This is a genomic window from Vibrio sp. R78045, assembly GCF_042466085.1.
GTDB lineage: Bacteria > Pseudomonadota > Gammaproteobacteria > Enterobacterales > Vibrionaceae > Vibrio > Vibrio cyclitrophicus.
Genome location: NZ_JAXHBS010000004.1, coordinates 48,328 through 68,925, shown reverse-complemented (window position 1 = coordinate 68,925; position 20,598 = coordinate 48,328). Strand labels below are relative to the sequence as shown.

Sequence of the window (20,598 nt, the reverse complement as noted above, 5' to 3'; positions counted from 1 at the left end):
ATTTCCTTATCTAAACAATGGTAATGGCATGCTCTTGTAGGTGCGAGGGAAGTTGGTTTATTGATGCATGAGTAACGCCCACAATCGTCTGTAAATTATTGATGGCTTGACTAATGTTTTTTAAATGTTCTTGGGTATTGATAGCTCCATACAAAACAGCACTAGCAAATTGGTTCTGCATAAATTCTTCGTCTGTTATCTCTTTCTCATCCAGATTTATTAATCGATTACCCGTGTAGCGAAAGTAACTGTGGTTGATTACTAAGCAGTGCTGACCTTGTTGGAAGATCTTAATGAAGTGAGCAAGTAAGATGTCACTGATGAATCTCATACATCTATTCTTAGGTACAGATAGGATTAGAGATCTGTTTTCACTGATAGCCTTTTCAACTTCTTCACGAATATTGTTCATTTCGCCTGATATTGGTGTCTTAACGGGTGACACAATGACATCAGACTGTGACTTTATGACCTCTAGAAATATAATTTTCACGCCATCATTTCTAATATTGCTTTTGGTTCGGCAATGAGTCACATCAGTCTTGTTAGGGATAAAAATGTTCAAAAAATGACATGTATCGTTAGAACTAGAAACTGCTTTAAATCTGTTATCAAGTTGCTTCAGTGCAAATGCCAATTTTGGCGATTGTTTAGGGTTAATCGATGTTTCGCAATATGCTCGTTCATGCTCAAACGCTTGAATAGATCTTATTTGGTTGTTTTTTGGGTCTAGTTCAAAACGAATGAAAGACGCATTTACACTTTTTGTGTACTCAAAAATTGGTAGTAGTGGTGCGAAAATATCTTCAAGCACTAGTGACGGGTCGGCATTTTGAGTATGAATATTGGCGAGATTTGTCTTTGTATGTTCGACACTTGCACCAATCAAATAGAATGACGTAGTAAGGCTTTCTAAGGTTTCCTTTAAGGGTGATGCAGTAAGGTTATCAACACTGTTATTAAGCGCGTCGTTAAGTTCGTTAAGTTCATTTTTGTTAGTGACAGCAATAATCAACTCGGATTTTATGGTGTACAGGCTAATCCCGAACTCAGTGCAGTATTCGATTAATTCAGGATTGGTTTCTAGTGCTGCATGCACCGTCAATCCAAGTGTGTCGTCTATGTATGGGATACCTTTATGTAAACAGTAGGCCGCCATCCGTGTTTCATGCCGAATAAAGTCCAATTCGTATACTTCGTCACAAGTGATATTTTCAGAAGTACCATTAGGCAGGGGGCAATTTTTACGAGCTAATATTTCAGCTATAGGTAACAATGAAAATCTTGAATAGCAAAGCATAGGCCAATCAAATGACGGAGCACCGTTAAATACAGTAGCGTAAGCACATGTTTGTTCTTTTAGTTGAGAACCCATCTCGACGTTCCTTTTCTAAGTGTTCATTTCCATTGAAGTGCTAGTCGTCTTTTTCATTACATTGTTCAAAATGTCTTTCATTTGGTCGACCATCGTAGACATACTTTCCTTGATTGATTTCATGTCAATCTTCACGCCAAACTTATCCATAACTCCATTTAGTTCGGGCGTTTTATTACCTAAATTCGATAGCATTTCATCAACATGCCCCATGTCTTTTAGTAACGATTCACCTTTCGGAGTGTTATTTTTTGACTTAGCAAAGAAAGACCTACTTTCTTTCGACATGGATTGGTTTAAGGAAATGAGATCTTTAGAAAGTGTTTTAAAGAGTTCGTCAGCGACCCCTTTACTGTTACAGACATTTGAATCTGCAATGTTATTAATCGTTTGATTAATCTTTTGGCATTGCTCAGGGATTGTAAGAGGGGTACTTGTTGGGTTCATCCATACATTTACTGGACTTGTTAGTGGCTTGGTTACTGATTTGGGCTCTTTCTTTCTTGAAAGAAATGAGGTGATACCACTAACAAGGGCATGGCCAGCAGTTGCAGTACCAGCGATGGTTCTTTGGTCTGTAGTTTTCTCTTCACTATTAGGCTGTGTCGTTTGACCTTGAGGGCTTGTGTTTTCAGGTTTCTTAGGCGTTTCTGGTTTTTTTTGTTCAGGGCTTTTATTTTGAAGTGATTGAATAAGAGCGTTTTGTATATTTAAGAACTGATTCTCAAGTTCTTGCAAACGCTCTCTTTCGGTTGAAATGTTTTTCTCAAATTCACTAATTTCAACTTCGACTAACTTGGTCGGTGTACCGTTTACTTTGGCCGATATATTAGAATGCTCATTAGTAAAAGCACGGCTCTGTTTTTCAGAAAAATCATGACTAGTGATGTTGTCTTGTTTTTGTTCTTCGACCAAACGGCAATATGTTGAGGCGAGCCCTGTTGTATGGTCAACAACTTTAATGTTGGGTTCGATAGAATGACTACCATCGCTAATCAAAGATTGAAGCTGTGTCTGGAAATCATTCATTTTCGATTGTTCGTTCATGATTGATTTCATGACGGTACTGGCATCTTCGCCTGAAACACTCAGAACTTGATGGAATCCCTTTGTTGTATCGATGTTTTTATTACTCATGACCATTCCTTAGTTCTTTAAGTTTCAGTGCGTTAATGCTCAAATGGTTGATGTTTTTTTTCAAACTAACCATGCTGGAATTAAGCTGCTTCGCAGTAAAAATTGCTTGATGTCTCTCTGCCATAGTCGACATTGTGGCCTTGTTAAGTGTCTCGATTCGCTTGACATGCGCCTCCATCGAACCGTCGTCAATTACAGCACCATCAATTGCCAGATCACCTTTAACAGTTCGTCGGGATAATGAGTCCTCAATGTACGAACGGTAAAGCAGGGACTTTCTAAGTCGGTCAACTTCATGAGCACCGTTTGGAAGTTTGTATTGAATGATCTCTGACGCACTCTTGGTGTTAGCTCCCATACCGAAAATGCTATCAACGGAAACCATCGTTGAGTCGTATTCTTCGGGGGTAATAATGGAATATGCGCTTAGTATTGTGCTCGATGACTCGATTTGCTTTGCCATTGTCTCTATGTACTGTCTGTCACTGTTTGGTTGGCTAGACATAGAACTATTTTGGATAACATAGTTATTAAAAGAGTTGTCTACTGGAAAAGTACCACCAAGTGCGAACGATATAAGTGAGTAGGTTGATGATGCTCTCTCAAGGATGTTGTCGCACTGATATGAAGCGCTTTGTTCTTTGGCTTTGTTGATTGCTCCACAGATAAGTTTTTTCGCGTTATCCATGGTGTACCTGTCTTCTGAGTATCTATTTTTGGTTTCAGAAATAGCCGTTGTCTTACCCTGAATAATTGTTGAAGTACGAGCATCACCAAGCAAGACATCTTCCATAGATAGATAGTGGTCTTGGGCAATTTGCATTCCGCGCTCCATTAATCTTTCTGCGTGTAAGATTGCCTCTTTCGCCTGTTTTAACCACCAGTTACCGTCTCTCATTGGATCATTAATGAACCAGATCGGTGAGTAGAATGCTTTAACTGGAAAAGTAAAACTCAGCACACCGATTACCGCGAGGCCGAGTAGCGTATTCTTAAACTTCGGTTTCAACATTGATACTCGGCTCTTGTTGGTCAAGATCAGGAATTTGATGCCCGATATTGATATGAAGTAAACGATTTGGGTTTTGTAGGGTTCTCATGGAAGCTTTGACAATGTCGACAACAACAACGTCCTCATCGAGCTTCACTAACATTGTTCCAAAGGCTAAGCGTGTATGTGATTGTTCTTTCCAATTGAACAAGGCACTTCTTGTAGCTGCATAGAGTAAGAAGTTCATCAACTGATCTGTTGCTGGGGTTAATCTTGGGTGGTTAAGTTGATAGTAATCTTCGATCACTTTCTTTTGTTCGTGACTTGCTGTTGCCTCATCGTAGATATCGTATAGCTCTGGGGTGATCTGGTCGTGTATGTCTACGACTACAATGCTGGAAATGTACGAATTAAATGCCAGTGCTAGATGCTGCATTTGAAACACAATGTCAGCCAGTAAATACCCAGATGAGAGAGCTTGTTCAGTAGATAAGCCTGAATACTTAAGTGTATTTCTTGGAACACTGAAATCTAAGCAAATCGTGTCAATATATCCAGTAATGATGTTATTTAACTTTGACATTTTGCAATCTTACACGTAATTTAATTTAATAAATTATAGCGTATGTGAATTATAAAACAAATGACAAATATAGCACCGTCTTTGACCCCCCTCTATAAACCAGCTGTATACGCCCAGTTGTGTACACGGCCTGATATTTCTCTTTATGTCGCACTTCAAAAGGACATTACCTTATCAAGCCGAACATTCACCTTATCACCGAACCTTTCAGGCTTTTTTGGTTTTACTGTGGAAAACAATCAAGTTTTTGTTGGTATCCCTGATTGCTTATGGGACTTACTCTCAGGTCTAAATTTTCAAACTTTTTCTACCGATTTCAATTATCTGAATCTTTACTATCAGGTAGATGAAGAGAGTGTAAACAAAATACGAACAGCTACGGGCTTCGAAGATAAATTGCATTTGTCATCAGCAGAATTACAACTACGCATACCTGTTAGACCATCCAACATTAAAACCATCAAAGGCTCAGTAGTCCTCCACTTAGTTCATATGGATTCCAATCTAGTCGCGCTAGAGGGGGAGGGGCAGACCATCTCTATTTCTAAAAAATTATCGGAGGATCTATTAAATGGATCATAGCGAAATGCCTAGCAATAAAGGTATCCATAAGCCAAGCAAGTTGACCTCTTATCTTAAGGGGGCGTTGCTTCTCTCTGTTGGGCTCTATATTGGCCACAATTATTCAACATTGGTTAGCAATCCTCTAAGCGCGACAGATCAAGCGCTAGTGCATCAAATGGAAGCAGGGTTTACTTATCTCGACAACTCGACGGATGCAAATGAGCAACAACTGAAAGTAGAACCTGTTTTTAATGAGTTATCCATTACACGGAAGCTTCAAAAAGAGTTTGGTGAACACGTTTTTCTAAAAAAAATCAGCAATTCGAACTTGTACTTAGCTGTCATTGATTCAAAGAGTTTTTATGTAGACAGTACGGGTACATATTTGCTCAATGGTCAACTGCTAGATATCGATAAAAAAGTTGTCGTCTCAAATATTATTCAGGCTGAGCTTTCAAATTTAAGTAGCATGACGAATGCTGTGACAAATTCAGTTTTGCCTAGTACATCATCATTCATCGAAAGTGATGGGGTGGCTAAATCTGACAAGGTTTCTTTCGTTGGTACGAAAAACCATAAAAGAGAAGATTTAGTCAAAAATGAATCTACCGTTGTCAATACGGGCAAAATCAATGCAGTGGCTTCAAGTACGCAGGTGACTGGAAATGTGAGGGAATCAAAACAGGTTGAAATTTCGAGTAAGGTGATATCACCACCAGCACCCTACAACATCACAACCATGCCGATTTCAATAGGCGAGGATAAGCCTTTAGCACCGAATTTGGTTGAACAAGCAAAGAACCTAAACCTCTTTTCTAGTCAGTTCAAATCAGAGTGTTTCAACTTGGTAATGGAAGCTGAGTCATTTGTTGAAATGTATCATATGTTCAATGCAATGCCTGTAGCTGAATCTAAAAACAACGATGTTAAAAAGGCATGTGGCATCCTCATGGCTGGTAAGCACATCTCGGTAATTCCTGATGAGTCATTGGTTGTTTATGAAGCTCCCAATTCTAAACGCAGCATTACTATTGTCTCTGATTATACTTGCCCATTTTGTAAAAGAGCTCACAACGAAATACCGAAGTATTTAGAGAATGGTGTAACTGTACGTGTGTTCCCGTATGGAAGATATTCTTATCGTGCGGAGGATGGAAGTGGAACAATTTTTTCTCAAAATATGGATATCTTAACTTGCCAAAACGCTGAGGGTCGGGTTCGAGCAATGGATGAATTGACTAATAACCCTAGAAAATTCTCAACAACATTGCTTCAAGGGTACGCCCCTGTAACGGATGAGTGCCGTAAGCAAACCTACATTTACAAAGTATTAGGTGATGTACTTGTACGTAAAGAAACGCCTTTGATTATCTCAGACAAGGGGGATGTGGCTAGCGGTTATATCCCATACGGATCACTCCTATCGAAATGGGATATGCTTTAGTTACTAGTTTTTGAATTCTATAGAGTCAAGAAGTCCGTTATTGATTTCTTGGCTTTTTTTGTTTTTAGAGGGGTTATCTAATTCAAGGTGTGTAAGGCTGTCTGTAAGAGACACACCGCTATCTAAAGCTTTTTCAAGTGTTGCGTCTAACCCTTGCGATGTTAATGCGGGAAAATGCTTCTCAGCGATGTTTAACGTATTACTAATAATCGGTTGATTTAGTTGGTTGCCATTATAGAAGTGCTTTGCATACCGAGCGCCAGAAGACTCTAATATAGCTGGCGATGAGTCTGAGGATAAGCTTAACAACACCGCGCACTCATTGGCTGGTGGTAAAGTTGTTCGAGTAGGGCAATGCTCATTAGCTGATGCTATAAGGGTGTGTCCATTTTCAAACGTTACAATATTTGTATCATTATACTTTGTCACAAGAGAGGATTGATTGTGGATTTGTATCATTCTCTCTAAAGGCGAAAATGGGGCTGCTAAGTTATGAATAGCGTAGTGTGGTGCATTGCCGTTAAATTCGAGGTGGTGATCAATGTCAATCTGATCACCATTAGTGGTGTATTCATTAATTATTTTTTCAGAAAATGCAGGAAGCTTAGAGAAATCTGTACGGGTGTAGGATAGGCGACCATTAATGAAAGCGTCCTGTAAATGATCCGCAACGTTAAGTGAACGCCCCTCTAGTGATTTATTAGCAATGATTTGCTTTGTAACTATTGGGCTTGGTCTACCCATATTGGTAGCTTCACCAAAACTACTAGGAACATTGCAACGATAATGAACTCCATTTCTTTCAAAGGTTCTACTGGTTACATTGTTAACCCTACCTATATTAGCGAACTGTTTAGCTAGTTCTATTCCTGTTGTCGTTTGATAGTGTCCAGAGTTACCCTTTCCATTATGTCTCAAATGCAAGTTGGCCACCTTTACAAGAGCGCCTTTAAGAGCATTTCTCTCATCAAATTCAAATTGTCTTTTATTGAATCTATTTAAACTGACCAGAACACCGCTTTTGGTAAGATCGCTAAAGATACAGCGTCGATGTTCTGAGTTAGGGGTCAGTGACTTAATGTGCTCAGCAATTAGATTTCCTTGTGGATCAGGGTCTGTTGCAACAATGATGTTCTTGCCATTAAGTTTAGAGATCGCATCAATAGCTTGAGTTTGAATGGGAACTAGATGGATCTTGTTTTCATGGAATTTGTAATCGTATAAGTGGCCACTAGTTGCCAACACTTGCGTATTAGCAACTAGTTCGTCTAGGTGTGCTTGCAAAATTCTGCCGATATGACGACTTTCTACAATCACATAGTTCACGTTACCAGCTCCACTCAACTTCGTTATCACTTGACGAATTCGAGTCATTAGTAGAACTTCCAGATTGCTGACTTGCTCTACTTTCAGTTTTGGTGTCCTCGTAGTAATTGGTGTGGACACTGCATTGTTCAGCTTTAAAGATTCCATCCATATGTCCGTAGCAAGTTTCTTCAACATCAATGCAAGCTCCGATACTTTGAGAGCTATGACCTGTCGATGTATCAGTAACACGGCACAGTCGATTGTATTGCGTTTCTGGTGTCGGCAGACGGCTACATTCAACTACTCTTGTTTTCATGTTTATTCCTGAACCAGACTTAATGAAACATGCGTTATCAATTCTGTTGTTAGCGGATAAACCTTTACAAGATGACGTGGTAGGTACTGGAATGCCGTCAGGGTATCGTTGAATCTCATTGCTTCTTTCAACACGTTTATACCCATCGACACAAATTTCGTAGTCTACAGTTGGTCTGTCACAGGCAACCGCTCTCCAATTATTCGAGAACACACTACCGTCTTTTAAATAGCATGTGTTTGGCGAACTCGCTTCTAAATCGGCTATTGAACAAGGTACTGTGATTGAATTTCCTTGAGAGTTTTGCGTGTAGCACATTTCGTCTTGTGGTGGTGTCGATGTGTCAGGTGTAGAAGAGTCTGGAATTGTAGGGGGCTTAGGTTGGCCACTTGTTCCTGTTCCATTGTTCGGCTTATTTAAGTCACCACCAATGTTTATATCTTCAAAAGCATCGTCAGGAATCGCGTCATTAATGTCATCAATGACTTTATCAATGGTTTTCTCTTTAACTTTTTTAATTTCAGAACATACTTGGCCGACTAACCCAGCGGCTATATCACCTAAACTTGGTAGTCCTATCAAATCAAAGTCCATTGAGCATGATGCCATTGGGTTAAACCATGATGAGGGGTTGCCTGAATCGTCATCTAGGTTACAACTAAGATCAAGCGTTGGTGATGGCAGTGTTACGGTTACTGAGTTACATGAATTTGATGGCTCAATACTCCAATTCTCAGATGCATTCGCTGTATTCGATAACCCAACAATTGATGCCAATATCGATGAAATTATGATCGGTCGTAAACTCATACAACTCTCCCTGTAATGGTTTGAATAATTGCAATTTGGTTAACTGCTTCAATCCTCATAACGATTGTTTTGGCGGCAATCACACTGTTATCACGTTGAAGCTCGATATTGTCATAAGCCGAGCTATACACTTCATACGCAAACGAATAAATTGCGTTACCCCATTCGTTACTGTTGAATCCGCACCATGCCAAAGCGCAAACACTGTCTTTAAATGGTAAATAAGCAATTAAGCCAATTAGATCAGAAAGGGCTTGTTCAGTTTTTTCGCTTAGAGGGTATTTGCAGACTGACGGTAAGGTATTGAAAATTTTTGTAATACCACTAATAGATTCGTCAATTGTCCAAGACTCTTTGGCTTCCAAATCGCTCCACATAGCACGGACTTGTGGGCTAAATTGCATGATATGGCTATCCCTGAACTCATTAAATCCCGTCTTATCCATTTGCTATTGCCGTAGTTTATTTATAATATGGATACGATAGTATTTTAAAAGGGTTAGTTCAATGGAATTTACTGAATCTTTATTAAATAGATCCTTGCAAACAGACATGAATGACACGCTTGCAATGTCTAACAGTAGAAGAAATCCAGAGTCCGTAATGAGCCTTGATGAATTTTTCACTGACCTTAATCTCTTTCATGCGCAGTCAATACAAACCGACTTAATGACGGCATTAATCAACAATTACGAACCTGTGTTTACTGTTGGTGAGGTGGCGGTGCAACTCGAAGAGACAATGGACTCATTGGAATCAAACGTACCTACTCAAGAAACGAGCATGGACATGCAAGGGTATTAATATGATGCATATGTTTTTTAGAAAAACGGCCATATCTATTGCGATTAGTTCATCTGTATTTAGTTTTAATGCTAATGCGGTTGTGTGTGTGGACGCCATTGGTAATTCGTTGCAAATGGAAGAAATGGCCTCTAGTGCGGCTAGGTGGATTGAAGAAAAAGCAAGCTGGGCAAGCCAGTTAGCTCAAGATAAAGCGTTAAGTGTATATGAAAATATGCAGTCTGATCTAAGAGCAAGTAACGAGATTTCAGCTGTTACCACATCTGTTTCTTCCACATCAAATGCGCATGCAGAAGAGCGCTATTTAACTTCTCCAAGTGCCTGTAAATCAGTGCGTGGTGCTAAAGCACTGATTGAATCTTGGGCGTCTAATTGTGGTGCTTCATCATCGTCTGAATTGGATGTTGAAAATCATATAAATGCAAAGATTATCGACTGTCAAAATGGCTCAGGTTTACACTGTGATGCGTTAAAGAACAAGCGAAATGCAATAACCAACCGCCTTGTTTCAGCAGTCGAAAATCAAGATGGAGAAGACCTTGCTCTAATGCTTGATGGAGGCGTGGTACTAGGTGTTGGAACTGGGGTGATGACCCCTGCAAATCAGCAAGCCCATGATGACGCATTAGCGCTTATTTTAGGTGTTGATGATACGCAATCACTACCTAGAACACTTGATGGTTCGTTGGCGACATCTAATGACCCTAACGCAGTGAAAAGAACCACCGAATGGGCTGCAAAACGTACAGTTGAATCTATAGCAAATAAAGCTCTGATTGATGTTAACAATTTGTATAAACATACGAATGGAAAGCAATCAATTATGGCTCAACTGGAAGAGCAAGTTAAGTATTACAACAGTGAAGAGTTTTTGAAACTCTTAACCAATACAAATGACAAATCAAACTTACCTAGTGATTGGGGTACGATGCATCCAGAAGCTAAGTTTGAGTACCTTAAAACCGTACCTGATGATCAGAAAATAGTATCGAGCGAACAAGTCAAAAGAATGCATGCTGAAATGATGAGTTTACAGCTGATACTCACATTTCTAAACACAAAGACAAACGTTACTTCAACCAGTCTAATCGCTTTACAAAATAAGGTGCTAATCAAATGACGGGCTCGCCTTTAGATCTTTTCTTTAGGTTCTTGGTTGAGTCGGAAATACCCTCACTTTACTTTCTTATAGAGCAAACCTTTCTTGCTCTTGGTGCTGTGATTTTTGTCCAATGTGTTATCGAACTGAAAAACGTTAAGCAGCTAACTGGCATTTATTCTCAAATGACATTTCAGTTGGCTGATGTCTCTCCAGCTAGTATCGCGGCTAAATTCATTTCTTCCGTTTTCCTAATGTCGTATGGAGCTGGCCAAGCGTTAATTGCCAATTCTGTGTTTATCAATTCTCACTTTGATAAATATTCAATCGAGATGTTTAAGTCCATTTCTTGTGCAAGTGGCGCAGTATCTGGTTGCTTACATTATGAGCTTGGTATCTACACTGATTCGTCTTGGCAAACTCAGGTCATTAATGCCAACTTTTTTAATGTGTGGACAAGCATATTAATGCTTGCAGGGGCGATTGCTTATGGACGAGGTTGGATTGGCGTATCTCGGTTTAACTCACAGGGGGTCGGTGGCAAACCACCACCAACATTAGGCGGTGCAGCTTTACAAATCATACTTGGTGCAATGTGTATGCATCCTATTGAGCTTTGGGAATTGCTCACTTAATTTGCATAAGGAAATGCTATGTCTGATCCTACATCACTATTTGACCCACTAAATGATGCCCTATCATTTTTGTCCGATCCATCAACCATTCACTGGCAAGCTTTGTTCTTTGGCGAATGGGTCTATGGAGTCTTTGATTCAGAATACCCAATAAACTATCCAATCTCGGCAGTAATGGTGAGCTTAGCGTCACTGAATATTATAGCTATGGCTGGGGTGATGATTGTTGTCTGTATGAATGGTGGTAAAGCTCTCTTGTCGGGGTTGATTACTGCTAGCCTTTCAAATGGTTCGTCAAAATACCTGATTGTAAGAGTTATCTTAGCTGTCGGTTTGCTATTGCCTACGGATGCTGGTGTTGAAGCTTTAGATGCGTACAACGTAAATATCAGTAACGTCCAAGCGAATACCATGAGACTGATTCTTGCTGGTGGTGCTGTTGCTGATTGGGGCTGGCAGTTATCTGGTAAAGCAATGTTTGACTTCAATATCGGTGGCGCTCCAACATTGAGAAATACCATAGACCGCTCAAATGACTTTGCCGTTGGATTTGTCTGTAATCTGATGTACCACAAGACGATTGGTACTATCAATGGTGAATCATTATTCAATTACATGGTTGGTAGTAAAGGGAGCACAACAAGCAGAGCAGACTTTAAAGCAGCTTCAAGTTTGAGTGAGATCTCATTGCCGCCACCATCTGGGGTTCACCAGTATTTATCAATTTTGTTAGGTGGTCAAAACGCCAAGTGCGGTGTGATCGAGTTTTCAATTATTCCAGATCCCGATTTAGTAACAGGGGCGTCAGAGGGACAGAATGATGGAATTCAATTTGGGCAGCTCATTGAAGAAGTCCCAAAGATGCAGTCAATAATGCGAGCTACTGCGAACTCAATGATTTTTGGTAGTTTGTTACCGTATGAGACATTCGCTGAGCATTATTATCGCGACTTCGCATCGTTCACCGTTGAAACCATTTATGATGTATTAGGTAAAACAGGTGCTGATCGATTCATTCCTACTGAAATCAATATCGGTTCACTTCAATCAGCTCAAACTACATTACCTTTAAAAGTTAACGCTACCGCTGATGCCATGATCTATTTAGCTCAAAAATTAGCTTATGATCAACAGGCTGTAAGTAATGCTGCTCTATCCAGTTTTGGTAATGAGATGATTCAGGGGCAAGGTTCAACGGCAAGTGAATCTTACGGCTCAATATCGGAACGTGTTTTCAATCGATACCTTTCGGGCTATGTTTCAGCTGGGGCGTTCTGGTCATTCTATCAAGAGTTCGCAGGGCTTAGTTATGAAGCTGAACGTTACACTAATGAGTTAAAAATAGACCTGAATGATTTATCTGATGGTTCGAATCTTTGTGTGAACTCAACGTTTAGTTGGTTTACTAGTAAAGAGCTTGATGGTCGTGAATACGCTTGTGAAACCGTAGGGCATTTAACACTGGGCTTTGATTTTATGACAACAATCATGGCTGATAAAGGGTCGTTAAAGCAGATGTCCACCACCATTAATGGCATAGACAGGTCTTATGGCGTGGACGTGAATATTTGGTCTAACTTCTTCAAGACTAACCAACCCAGCAATGAAGTGGAACTAGGTTTTTTTGCTGGCTTGTTTGTCGGCTTATTTGAATCACTTTGGAAAGGAATGAGCATAATCGACTTTGGTAATGATGGTACGGCCATGGGGTCAGGTTCTGGTTCTAGAGGTTCATTATTGTCTGGTTCGGATGCAATGTTACTTAACCTATCTGGTCAAAACTCTCCTTATGTCATGCTGACTCAATTTGGTGAGGGCATTAGAGATATTGCTTTTCTTGTTCACGTCACCAGATCTGCGTTAAAAGCGGCTTCTGATGCAACCGTGCAAGTAGCATCGAAAGTTAACCAATCAGTACTAAATAAAATGCCCTTGCTCGCTCCGTTGGTTTTTTTGGAAAAAATGTTCATAAATTTGGGCGCAGAAATGGTTAGTTGGAGCATATCGGTTCTTTCAAAGTTAATTATGGCTCTTACTTCTGTGTCATTGATTCTTATTTACGCATTACCAGCTATACCCGTTTTCGGGTGGACAATGATAATTTTAGCAATGCTGTTTACCTGTTTTGCTGCGATGGCCTCAGTACCTTTTGCTGCTATCTTGATGGCGCTACCTAAAGGGGATGGTGTCTTAGCCCCAGATACTGAGAGATTCCTATCACTCTTGTATGGCGTATTTATCCGTCAACCAATGACCGTAGTTGGTTTTGTCGGCAGTATAGCCTTTGGTTATGTCGGCATGTCTTTATTTAATCTAATTTGGTTTACTTCCATGTTTAATAAGATTGGTGGGTTAAGTACGTTAGATTCAATTTCATTCGTTATTTTCTGCATTCTAGGTTACGGGGTCGGGCTGTTTTTCATCTGTTTGTATTGTTTCCGAATCACTACTTTGTTGAATGATGCTAGTGGCGTTTGGTTTAGCTCGGTTCTCGCTGGTGGGGCATTTGGTAATAGTGATGCGGATACCCAAGCAGCGACCCAAGGAATGAAAAGCTTATCAAGTCAACTGGACGATCTAGCAGGAAAGTTTATGGACACTGGTAATGATGATAAACCGAAGAAGAAAGGAAAAAGCAAAGACAAAGATACTTCAAACTTTAACGCTTAAGATAGGGGGCATGTATGTCTGACAATACAAACATTGAACAATCACAGACTACCAAGACAACGGATACCGGTTGTGAAAAAAAAACTGATCTAATCAGTAGAGTAAATGAAGTATCAGTCTCAAAAGATAGCAATGCAGTCATTGAATCTTCTCGCAACCATACAGCTAATTTGCCGCCTCTACCATTGGGCGGTGAACAAGAGCCTAAGCCAAAGAAAAAGCGTGGTGCGGCTGTCAGAGGGGTCATTGTAATAGGGAAAAGCTTATCAAACACAGTTGATGATCATTTTTTCCGTGGTTTACGCCCAAGCTCAGCAGCTAACAAGGTGTTTATACAGCGCTTCTTAATGCCTACTATAAACGACACAATGGCGATTCTCGAACCAAATGAACTGATTGAAAAACATAGGCGCATAGACGAACATCAGTTGCCTTTTAGAGAGCTAATGTTGCAAGTCGAGGGAACAACTCTAGAGAAAATTGAGGCAAACCAAGACATTCTATTAAGCTGTTTGGGTTTGGCTACCTTTTCGGTTCTGTACAGCTTGTATAAGCTGTTTTACTTCTGCTTGAGTGTACTTGTATCAGATTTACCTACAACATTCGCACAGTGGGTTACAGTGGGGCTATGGACGTCCTTTTTTATGTTTTCGATATCGGTTTACATCAGTTTTGCTTATCATAATTGGGTAATTGAAAGGGATCGGTTTGGGACAGGGGGAATGTTCCTGAAAGATTTTTTGAATGGTAAACGTGAGGCCATATTCCCCTATAAATTTGCCAGAAAGTATTTATAAAAAAGAAGCGCTCAATGAGCGCTTTTTTTGATCAAGCTATTAGGTCTTAAAGCTCCGACGTAATACCCAAGAGAACACGCTACTTGAGAGGTAGGTGTACATTGCAAACACAGCCAGTACCAACAGGATATGCTTGGGGTAGGGAAGTTGGCCATGCTGATTAATTGTCATCAAAGGCTTCGTCCAAACGGTGAATGAGCTTGTATCTTGTGGTACTGGTTCGTATGGAAACATAGCAGCCATTTTTTCCGACTGAACTTCAACGGTCACACTGTTTGCACCAAAATTTGCGTTACGAGCGATAAAGTAACCTTTAATCGTTTCACTATCCCCAACTGGCGGTAAAACAGGTGTGAATTCGTTTTTTGAAAAAAATGAAAAAGCGCTTCCGTAATTTTCTACTGGTTGCTTAGAGGTAGGTACGGTTTTATACGGGACGCTATAAGTCAATCCACTACGTGTAGTAAGACGATCAAGATGCAGTTCCATTCTTTCTGAATATCCAATAAATGAACTAGAGGGTAGTGAAATGAATGGCTGGTAAATAGTGAGCAGAGTTAGCGTGAATGAAATAACAAACACCTTAACTTTTCGTATCTTCATGGCGCGATAGGGCAAAGAAGCCAAAAGCCAAAAAGTTCGACGAACCGAACTGATTAAAAAAGCAATGCTAACCAAGACCATTACAAGGCCATGTACTACACCTTTCGTTAACGTTGTTAGCATTGCATCACCTTATTCCTTAGAGTTTGTGCTTGCCATGTTGATTGCATCATTAATCGTAATGTCGATTAATCTTTGATTGTGATTAAAAACAAAATCAATAGCATGCTTGTTCTCTTCAAATGTACTTTTCTTTAAGTAGCGGTACTTATAAATCGTTCTTGAGTCGGGATAGATAATTTCTTGCGGATACCCGAACACTTGCTTAACTGTTTCCATGGTACTAATTCCAACAGTCAGACGTTCAAGTTTTGCGTAGTTAATTGGCTTTCCAACTTCTAGATTGGTACAGCCAACCATCAAAAAAAACGCACAAAAAACGGTTAATTTTCGAACTGTTATTGCAATCATATATGTATATCCTTTATAGCGCAAGTTTGTGTTTTTGCATTTTTTTAAAAAACGATTACGGGTAGTAGCAGTATACTTCTGCAATACCTTGAGCGGCATAGTCGGGTATGACATTACCAGTTGTTGGGCTGTGTGTTTCAAACCTGATTCGCCAAGTAGAAGTTGATTCATCAGCGGATACATAATTATAGTTTCTGTGCAGCCTTGGATACCCATTAGAATCGAGTAAGAAGCTTGTCCATCGTGTAGGTGTAACCAACAGTCTAGCCAATCCTGTGTCAGCACATGACGGCTTGGGTATGATGTTGTAATGTTCAACAAGTCTAGAGCCTTGCATCGAAAACTTTGGCATTAAATCACTAATTGATCTGTTACCGAGTGCTGTCAAAACGATGTCGTTTAGTCTCGTTGTGCCAGAAGTTGATAAATCGATGAAATAACTAGTGTCAGCATTGTTATATATCGCATTATCTACACCAATACTGCCGTTGCCGATATTTACTGCATCACCCGTCGCGCCTATTGATAACTCGCCAGCAATCGTATTTTGAACGTTTGGGTTAGTTTGGGTGAAGTAATCAAGCGCCACATTATCAATGTTAACGTTGCCTAATTGAGCACCAGTTGCATCAATAAAAGTTGAAGATAAGAGGTTGATCGTAGCTTGAGGTGAAGTGAGTGTTTGAGTCTGCACGTTCTCTAATTGGCTGTTACCATCCATGTCAATGAAGTGAGTAGTAGATATGGTGTCAGTACCTCTATCATAATCAGCAAATCGTTCTGCACTAACCGTTTCAACCCCCTCAATACTTGCTCCGTCCAAATAACGTTGTGTTCCGTGAGCTTCCACTAGGCCATCGGCTCTTAGAAATGGTGTGCTAGCAACATTTAGCCCAACATCAGCAGAAATTACAGCGGTCACTTGATCGACAAGAAACATTGTGTTGGTAGCGCCTTGACTCGTAAACATGACTTTTGGTTCGGCTCTGTTTGCGATCTTCAAGGCTAAGAAGAGGTCAATGTCTCCATTACGTCTCATACCAATGTTGTTGTCACTCTCTTGGACAATTGAAACTCTAGTGTTGATATTTACTCCATCGTTACTCACAACAAAACGATAAATAGTATCTTCACCCAAATTAGGTCTATCAAGAGCGCTACAGTGTATGAAATTCAATGGAGCTGTAGCAGTTGCGCTACACGTAGTTTCTTTCAGCCAATCTAGTCCAGTATGAACAGCTCCATCTTCGAATGGAGCGCCAGCAGTATTCCACTGTGCTAGTGGTGAGGCTAAAGCAGGAGGATTGCCCCCACTGCTTTGATAACGAACCACACCATTAACCACGGTTGCTAATCTTTCACTTTGCAAACTAATGGATTCATTCCAATTTTCAGCAACGGTCTTCTGAGCCCATAAATTCAAAAGATACCCTGTTATGACTGTTGCCAATAAAGCGCCAATGAGAACATTGCCATTCTGCTTACTTCGTCTTGAATCCATATTCGCTTACCTTAGTTAGAAATGAAGACTAGGTTTGTTGTCGTACCAGCAGCGGCACATTGAGTAGTAACAGCTGGCATTGTCGCAACGCGAGTAGTACCAACACGGATTTCTAGAGCTCGCTCAAACAAGCCTTGTACAATGTCTTGGCAAAGAGTGTTCGTCACTTCTGACATAGTGATTTGAGCGTACTGATCAACACCAGATAAAACACGACCGTTAATTAACGTTGCGGAGTCCACAGAGGTAAACGTAAGACCGTTGGTTGAGAATGGCGTAACAAATTCGTCAGCCGTTACGGATTTGTCGTCTTCAAGAACAATTTCATTTGAGTTGTATACCACCTGATTACTTAAGCCATCATACGTACCATAAGTTTCTTTTAAAGCTGGTAAATTATCGAAAGCTTTGTTTACCATGGCTACAGCAGTTCTTGTTTTATTTCCCTCTTCCCAGTTAGCGTACATGCCGTAAATTACAGCTAAACCAATACTACCCATAACTACAACGAGAATTGCACCAACAATTGATACACCCTTTTGCTTATTACGGGTAGATTTCATTTTTAAGTTACGACGATTAGTTGAGTGTTTCATACATTAGTCCTTTAAATTTAAAGTATATTGATTTGAAAAAATGATTGATTCTATTTTGATAAGTACTCACCTACAGTAAATAGCCCTCCAATAAACAAACCTAAGTACATAACAAGTACGACCATACCTGTTACGTTAATTCCTATGGCTAAAGCTTTCATTTTTAGCCCCTCATGATTTTTAATCTCGGTTGATATTCCTACCATGTGCTTGCTTGGGTCTTTTGCATCTAAATAGACCTTAAGTAAAAACTGGGTATCAACACTGAATAGATTTGTATTTAAAGACTGACTTATTGCACCAGTTAGTTCAAACGTCTCTTTTATATTCTTCACTTCGTAAGATAAAAAGGGACTTGCTTTTTTAACCATTACCGAAAGAACTGCGTCTAAGCTTTGTCCAGCTTTGGTTAAAGTAGCCAGAGTTTGCAAGAAAGCTACTGATGAGTTGGCTCGATAGCTTTTAAAGGGGATTCCAAATATTGGGATTAACTCTATGACAGCTCTTGGAGTCCCTTTTAGTCGACTAATCGTTGTTAGGTAGAATATTCCTAGAGAAATTAAAGTAGGAATAATAACCACTTGATTAGCTAGTACCGACTCATTAAATGAGTTGAGTGCTAATAGTATTCCCTCTAATTCGTGTCCATTATTCCTAACTAATCTAACCTGTGGTACTACGACTTTAGGATGCATCCAGTTTATCATCGCGAAAATTGCCGACATGTAAAAAACGGGAGAGGCCGCAGCAGAAAGTATAAGGGTCATGTTGGTTGATTGTGAATTATAGTTGTCAATGATCATCCTGATACCCTGTTGGCTTGTCGGGGCAGATTCTAGGATCATTATGTCTATCTCTGAGAGGTAGGGTGATAAGACATTGGCCAGAGTTGGGTCTTGAGTGTCTGAGTTCCAAATTCTTAAAACATTCAAATAGAATCGCTTTAACCCATTCTTTTTACCTTTAGGATAGTGAGAGTTAACTTTGTCTGATAATAGTTCAATGGAGCTCGCAATATCTTTACCTTGTTCTATTTTTGTCAGCAACATAGTTAGATAGTTAATAACTACTTTTTTTGAAACGAAAAACGCTTGAAATTTAAAGAATATCGATGATGTATCTAATTTCTTATATTTCTGGTCATCATACTGTGTATCTTCAAGGCTCAATGAGTTTTTTAGAAAAACTTCTAGCTTTTGAATGCTATCTGAAATAGTAATATTAAATTTAGGCATAAATTACCTTTGGGTGCGGTATATTCATTTCTTGTCTTAAGTAATATGTATCGTATAAATCGCCAATTTCATTCAGTACATCGGCACAGTCTACATATCCATTGAAAATAGCAGTGAGCGCACAATCAATTTTTGTGAAATTATTATCACTTAACCAGACGCGCTTACTTTCAAACTTTAAACCTTTTGATAGCGGTTCTAGAATTTGAGGTGATACGTTAACGACCTCTGCGATTAATTGTCTCCCAATTAGACCATGGCGACATTTTGGGTTTGTACACGTATTCGAATTACTAGTATTTCTAAATCTAAGTTCTGATACTCGATGACCCATACCCATCTGGCATAATTGTTCAATTGCAAGCATCTGTTTTTCATTAATACTTGGTTCAGAATAAATATCCGTTGAACAATCAGGACAAATCTTCTTAAGCAACTTTTGTGAAATAACACTACCCAAAACCTCACCTGATGAGAGTGTGTTGTGATTACAACCAAGACCCACTAATCTCTCAAATACATCAAAAGGACTTTCACAGTGAAGTGTTCCAAAAACTTTATGACCCGTTTGAGATAATGTTTGTGCAGATTCAGCACTCATTCGGTCACGAATCTCAGCAAGTGCAAGAGTATTCGGATCGGCTCGCATGAAGTATGAGATCAAATCATCAGCTAAGCTTTTGCCATTATCATCTTGGTTAATGTTGAACTGTGTAACCCCTTTCAGTTGTCGTTCAATCGGGTTTTCCATCGAGTAGATAGATTCTGTATCGTTCGTTTCCTCGTTGATCAACATTAGGTAGTTTTGTTGAGAGACGGATTTTCCTGAGTTAGTCTCACCAATGGTTAATACCATCCCCTTTCCACGTAGGGCGGCTTTAATTCGAGATGGCTGGTCAAACATAAAGCCAAGCTCTTCGAATGGGATTCTCTTTGCGTGTTCATTTTGATCGCCAAGAACCCTCATAACCATGTGGTAGCATTTTTCTACATTGATTGTTGGGTGCGTTGTTATTCGTACACCTAACCGCTTATTTTCAAGATTTCGATACATAACAGCATCGGCTTGTTCGTAGTCTTTAAATTCTTCACTTTTGATTGCACCATCTTTAGCGGCCATGGAGCTGTATAGAACTGAAACCATCGAGTGCAATTCCTCTTGGTTTCTATCACCACCGTAAACCTCCAACTCACCATTAATTCGAAACTTTATTTTCGATTCACTACGGTCACACGTAACGTGAATATCAGATGCCCCCATATGCTCTGCATCCAACAACATTGTTTCAACTTCTTTCTCTCTAGAGTTGTCTGTCTTAGAGTTTTCCGAGTTTACACTCAGTTTTTTCATGTTTTTGATTATGTCTTTGGAGACATAATGGGGTCTTAAAGTATTACAAAGGCTTGCTAGTTCAGGTTGTCGATTTAAGGTATTTCTAGTCGCAGTCAGGAATAGGTCTATTGGTGTACCATTCGAGTTTTTTAACTCATTGTTAACCAGTGCGTGAGCTGTCTTGCCTTTTTCGCCCTCACTGATTAAAACAATGTATTTCTCATTGCTGTCTAAACTCATACCGACGTCTTTTGCCGTCAGTACGCTCATGACTGTGCCAAATTGACTTGTGTCTGTAACAGTTTCGCGATTACTCATACCCGAAC

20 protein-coding genes are annotated in these 20,598 nt (G+C 39.7%); 7 read left to right on the top strand and 13 right to left on the bottom strand.

From position 1 onward, the window contains the following. Positions 1–10: 10 nt before the first annotated feature. Genes SJY39_RS00890 through SJY39_RS00875 form a run of 4 tightly spaced genes read right to left on the bottom strand, consistent with a single transcriptional unit; the run spans position 11 to position 4,086 of the window. Positions 11–1,375 carry a hypothetical protein gene (locus SJY39_RS00890; RefSeq protein WP_390240828.1) on the bottom strand — a complete coding sequence of 455 codons (1,365 nt, stop codon included), beginning with the start codon at positions 1,373–1,375 and terminating at the stop codon, positions 11–13. A gap of 15 nt (positions 1,376–1,390) precedes the next feature. Further along, complete coding sequence (locus SJY39_RS00885) at positions 1,391–2,512, bottom strand: hypothetical protein (RefSeq protein ID WP_390240826.1); 1,122 nt, start codon at positions 2,510–2,512, stop codon at positions 1,391–1,393. After that, positions 2,505–3,524, bottom strand: coding sequence for a hypothetical protein (locus tag SJY39_RS00880; RefSeq protein WP_390240824.1), 1,020 nt, complete (start codon positions 3,522–3,524; stop codon positions 2,505–2,507). The genes SJY39_RS00885 and SJY39_RS00880 overlap by 8 nt, the downstream gene beginning before the upstream one ends. Then, entirely contained in the window at positions 3,505–4,086 is a 582-nt protein-coding gene (locus SJY39_RS00875; protein ID WP_390240822.1) for a hypothetical protein, read from the bottom strand. The genes SJY39_RS00880 and SJY39_RS00875 overlap by 20 nt, the downstream gene beginning before the upstream one ends. Before the next feature lie 60 nt (positions 4,087–4,146). Here SJY39_RS00875 and SJY39_RS00870 point away from each other — a divergent pair, with 60 nt between their 5' ends. Further along, on the top strand, positions 4,147–4,668 hold the full coding sequence (locus SJY39_RS00870) for a hypothetical protein (RefSeq protein WP_390240820.1): 522 nt from the start codon (positions 4,147–4,149) through the stop codon (positions 4,666–4,668). Between the two features lie 157 nt (positions 4,669–4,825). Continuing rightward, positions 4,826–6,094 carry a hypothetical protein gene (locus tag SJY39_RS00865; RefSeq protein ID WP_390240819.1) on the top strand — a complete coding sequence of 423 codons (1,269 nt, stop codon included), beginning with the start codon at positions 4,826–4,828 and terminating at the stop codon, positions 6,092–6,094. 3 nt (positions 6,095–6,097) lie between these two features. Here the strand turns inward: SJY39_RS00865 and SJY39_RS00860 are convergent, their stop codons facing one another. From SJY39_RS00860 to SJY39_RS00850, 3 genes are read right to left on the bottom strand one after another with little or no spacing between them, the layout of a single operon-like run. Further along, entirely contained in the window at positions 6,098–7,468 is a 1,371-nt protein-coding gene (locus SJY39_RS00860) for a toprim domain-containing protein (RefSeq protein WP_390240817.1), read from the bottom strand. Beyond that, positions 7,422–8,528, bottom strand: coding sequence for a hypothetical protein (locus tag SJY39_RS00855; RefSeq protein ID WP_390240815.1), 1,107 nt, complete (start codon positions 8,526–8,528; stop codon positions 7,422–7,424). The genes SJY39_RS00860 and SJY39_RS00855 overlap by 47 nt, the downstream gene beginning before the upstream one ends. After that, the gene (locus SJY39_RS00850) at positions 8,525–8,974 is read right to left on the bottom strand and encodes a hypothetical protein (protein ID WP_390240813.1); all 450 of its coding nucleotides are present in this window, start codon (positions 8,972–8,974) and stop codon (positions 8,525–8,527) included. Before SJY39_RS00850 ends, SJY39_RS00855 begins: the two co-directional genes overlap by 4 nt. A 61-nt stretch (positions 8,975–9,035) precedes the next feature. Here SJY39_RS00850 and SJY39_RS00845 point away from each other — a divergent pair, with 61 nt between their 5' ends. Genes SJY39_RS00845 through SJY39_RS00825 form a run of 5 tightly spaced genes read left to right on the top strand, consistent with a single transcriptional unit; the run spans position 9,036 to position 14,533 of the window. Next, complete coding sequence (locus tag SJY39_RS00845) at positions 9,036–9,332, top strand: hypothetical protein (RefSeq protein ID WP_390240812.1); 297 nt, start codon at positions 9,036–9,038, stop codon at positions 9,330–9,332. Between the two features lies 1 nt (position 9,333). After that, positions 9,334–10,452, top strand: coding sequence for a hypothetical protein (locus tag SJY39_RS00840; RefSeq protein WP_390240810.1), 1,119 nt, complete (start codon positions 9,334–9,336; stop codon positions 10,450–10,452). Continuing rightward, positions 10,449–11,066 carry a hypothetical protein gene (locus SJY39_RS00835; protein WP_390240808.1) on the top strand — a complete coding sequence of 206 codons (618 nt, stop codon included), beginning with the start codon at positions 10,449–10,451 and terminating at the stop codon, positions 11,064–11,066. The genes SJY39_RS00840 and SJY39_RS00835 overlap by 4 nt, the downstream gene beginning before the upstream one ends. Before the next feature lie 18 nt (positions 11,067–11,084). Beyond that, positions 11,085–13,736, top strand: a complete 2,652-nt coding sequence (locus SJY39_RS00830) for a hypothetical protein (protein ID WP_390240806.1) — start codon at positions 11,085–11,087, stop codon at positions 13,734–13,736. A 14-nt stretch (positions 13,737–13,750) separates the two neighbouring features. Then, a complete protein-coding gene (locus tag SJY39_RS00825; protein WP_390240805.1) occupies positions 13,751–14,533 on the top strand; it encodes a hypothetical protein in 783 nt (260 codons plus the stop codon). A 39-nt stretch (positions 14,534–14,572) separates the two neighbouring features. On the opposite strand, the gene SJY39_RS00820 is transcribed toward SJY39_RS00825, so the two are convergent. Genes SJY39_RS00820 through SJY39_RS00795 form a run of 6 tightly spaced genes read right to left on the bottom strand, consistent with a single transcriptional unit; the run spans position 14,573 to position 20,590 of the window. Next, positions 14,573–15,259 (bottom strand): hypothetical protein, encoded by a 687-nt coding sequence (locus SJY39_RS00820; protein ID WP_390240803.1) that lies wholly within the window; start codon positions 15,257–15,259, stop codon positions 14,573–14,575. A gap of 9 nt (positions 15,260–15,268) precedes the next feature. Further along, positions 15,269–15,607: a hypothetical protein gene (locus tag SJY39_RS00815; protein ID WP_390240801.1), complete on the bottom strand. Its 339-nt coding sequence runs from the start codon at positions 15,605–15,607 to the stop codon at positions 15,269–15,271. Positions 15,608–15,662: 55 nt separating this feature from the next. Then, complete coding sequence (locus SJY39_RS00810) at positions 15,663–17,108, bottom strand: hypothetical protein (RefSeq protein ID WP_390240800.1); 1,446 nt, start codon at positions 17,106–17,108, stop codon at positions 15,663–15,665. An 11-nt stretch (positions 17,109–17,119) separates the two neighbouring features. Further along, on the bottom strand, positions 17,120–17,704 hold the full coding sequence (locus SJY39_RS00805) for a prokaryotic N- methylation motif domain protein (RefSeq protein WP_390240798.1): 585 nt from the start codon (positions 17,702–17,704) through the stop codon (positions 17,120–17,122). A gap of 50 nt (positions 17,705–17,754) precedes the next feature. Next, the gene (locus SJY39_RS00800) at positions 17,755–18,939 is read right to left on the bottom strand and encodes a type II secretion system F family protein (RefSeq protein ID WP_390240796.1); all 1,185 of its coding nucleotides are present in this window, start codon (positions 18,937–18,939) and stop codon (positions 17,755–17,757) included. Beyond that, positions 18,932–20,590: a GspE/PulE family protein gene (locus SJY39_RS00795; RefSeq protein WP_390240795.1), complete on the bottom strand. Its 1,659-nt coding sequence runs from the start codon at positions 20,588–20,590 to the stop codon at positions 18,932–18,934. The genes SJY39_RS00800 and SJY39_RS00795 overlap by 8 nt, the downstream gene beginning before the upstream one ends. Positions 20,591–20,598: the final 8 nt, after the last annotated feature.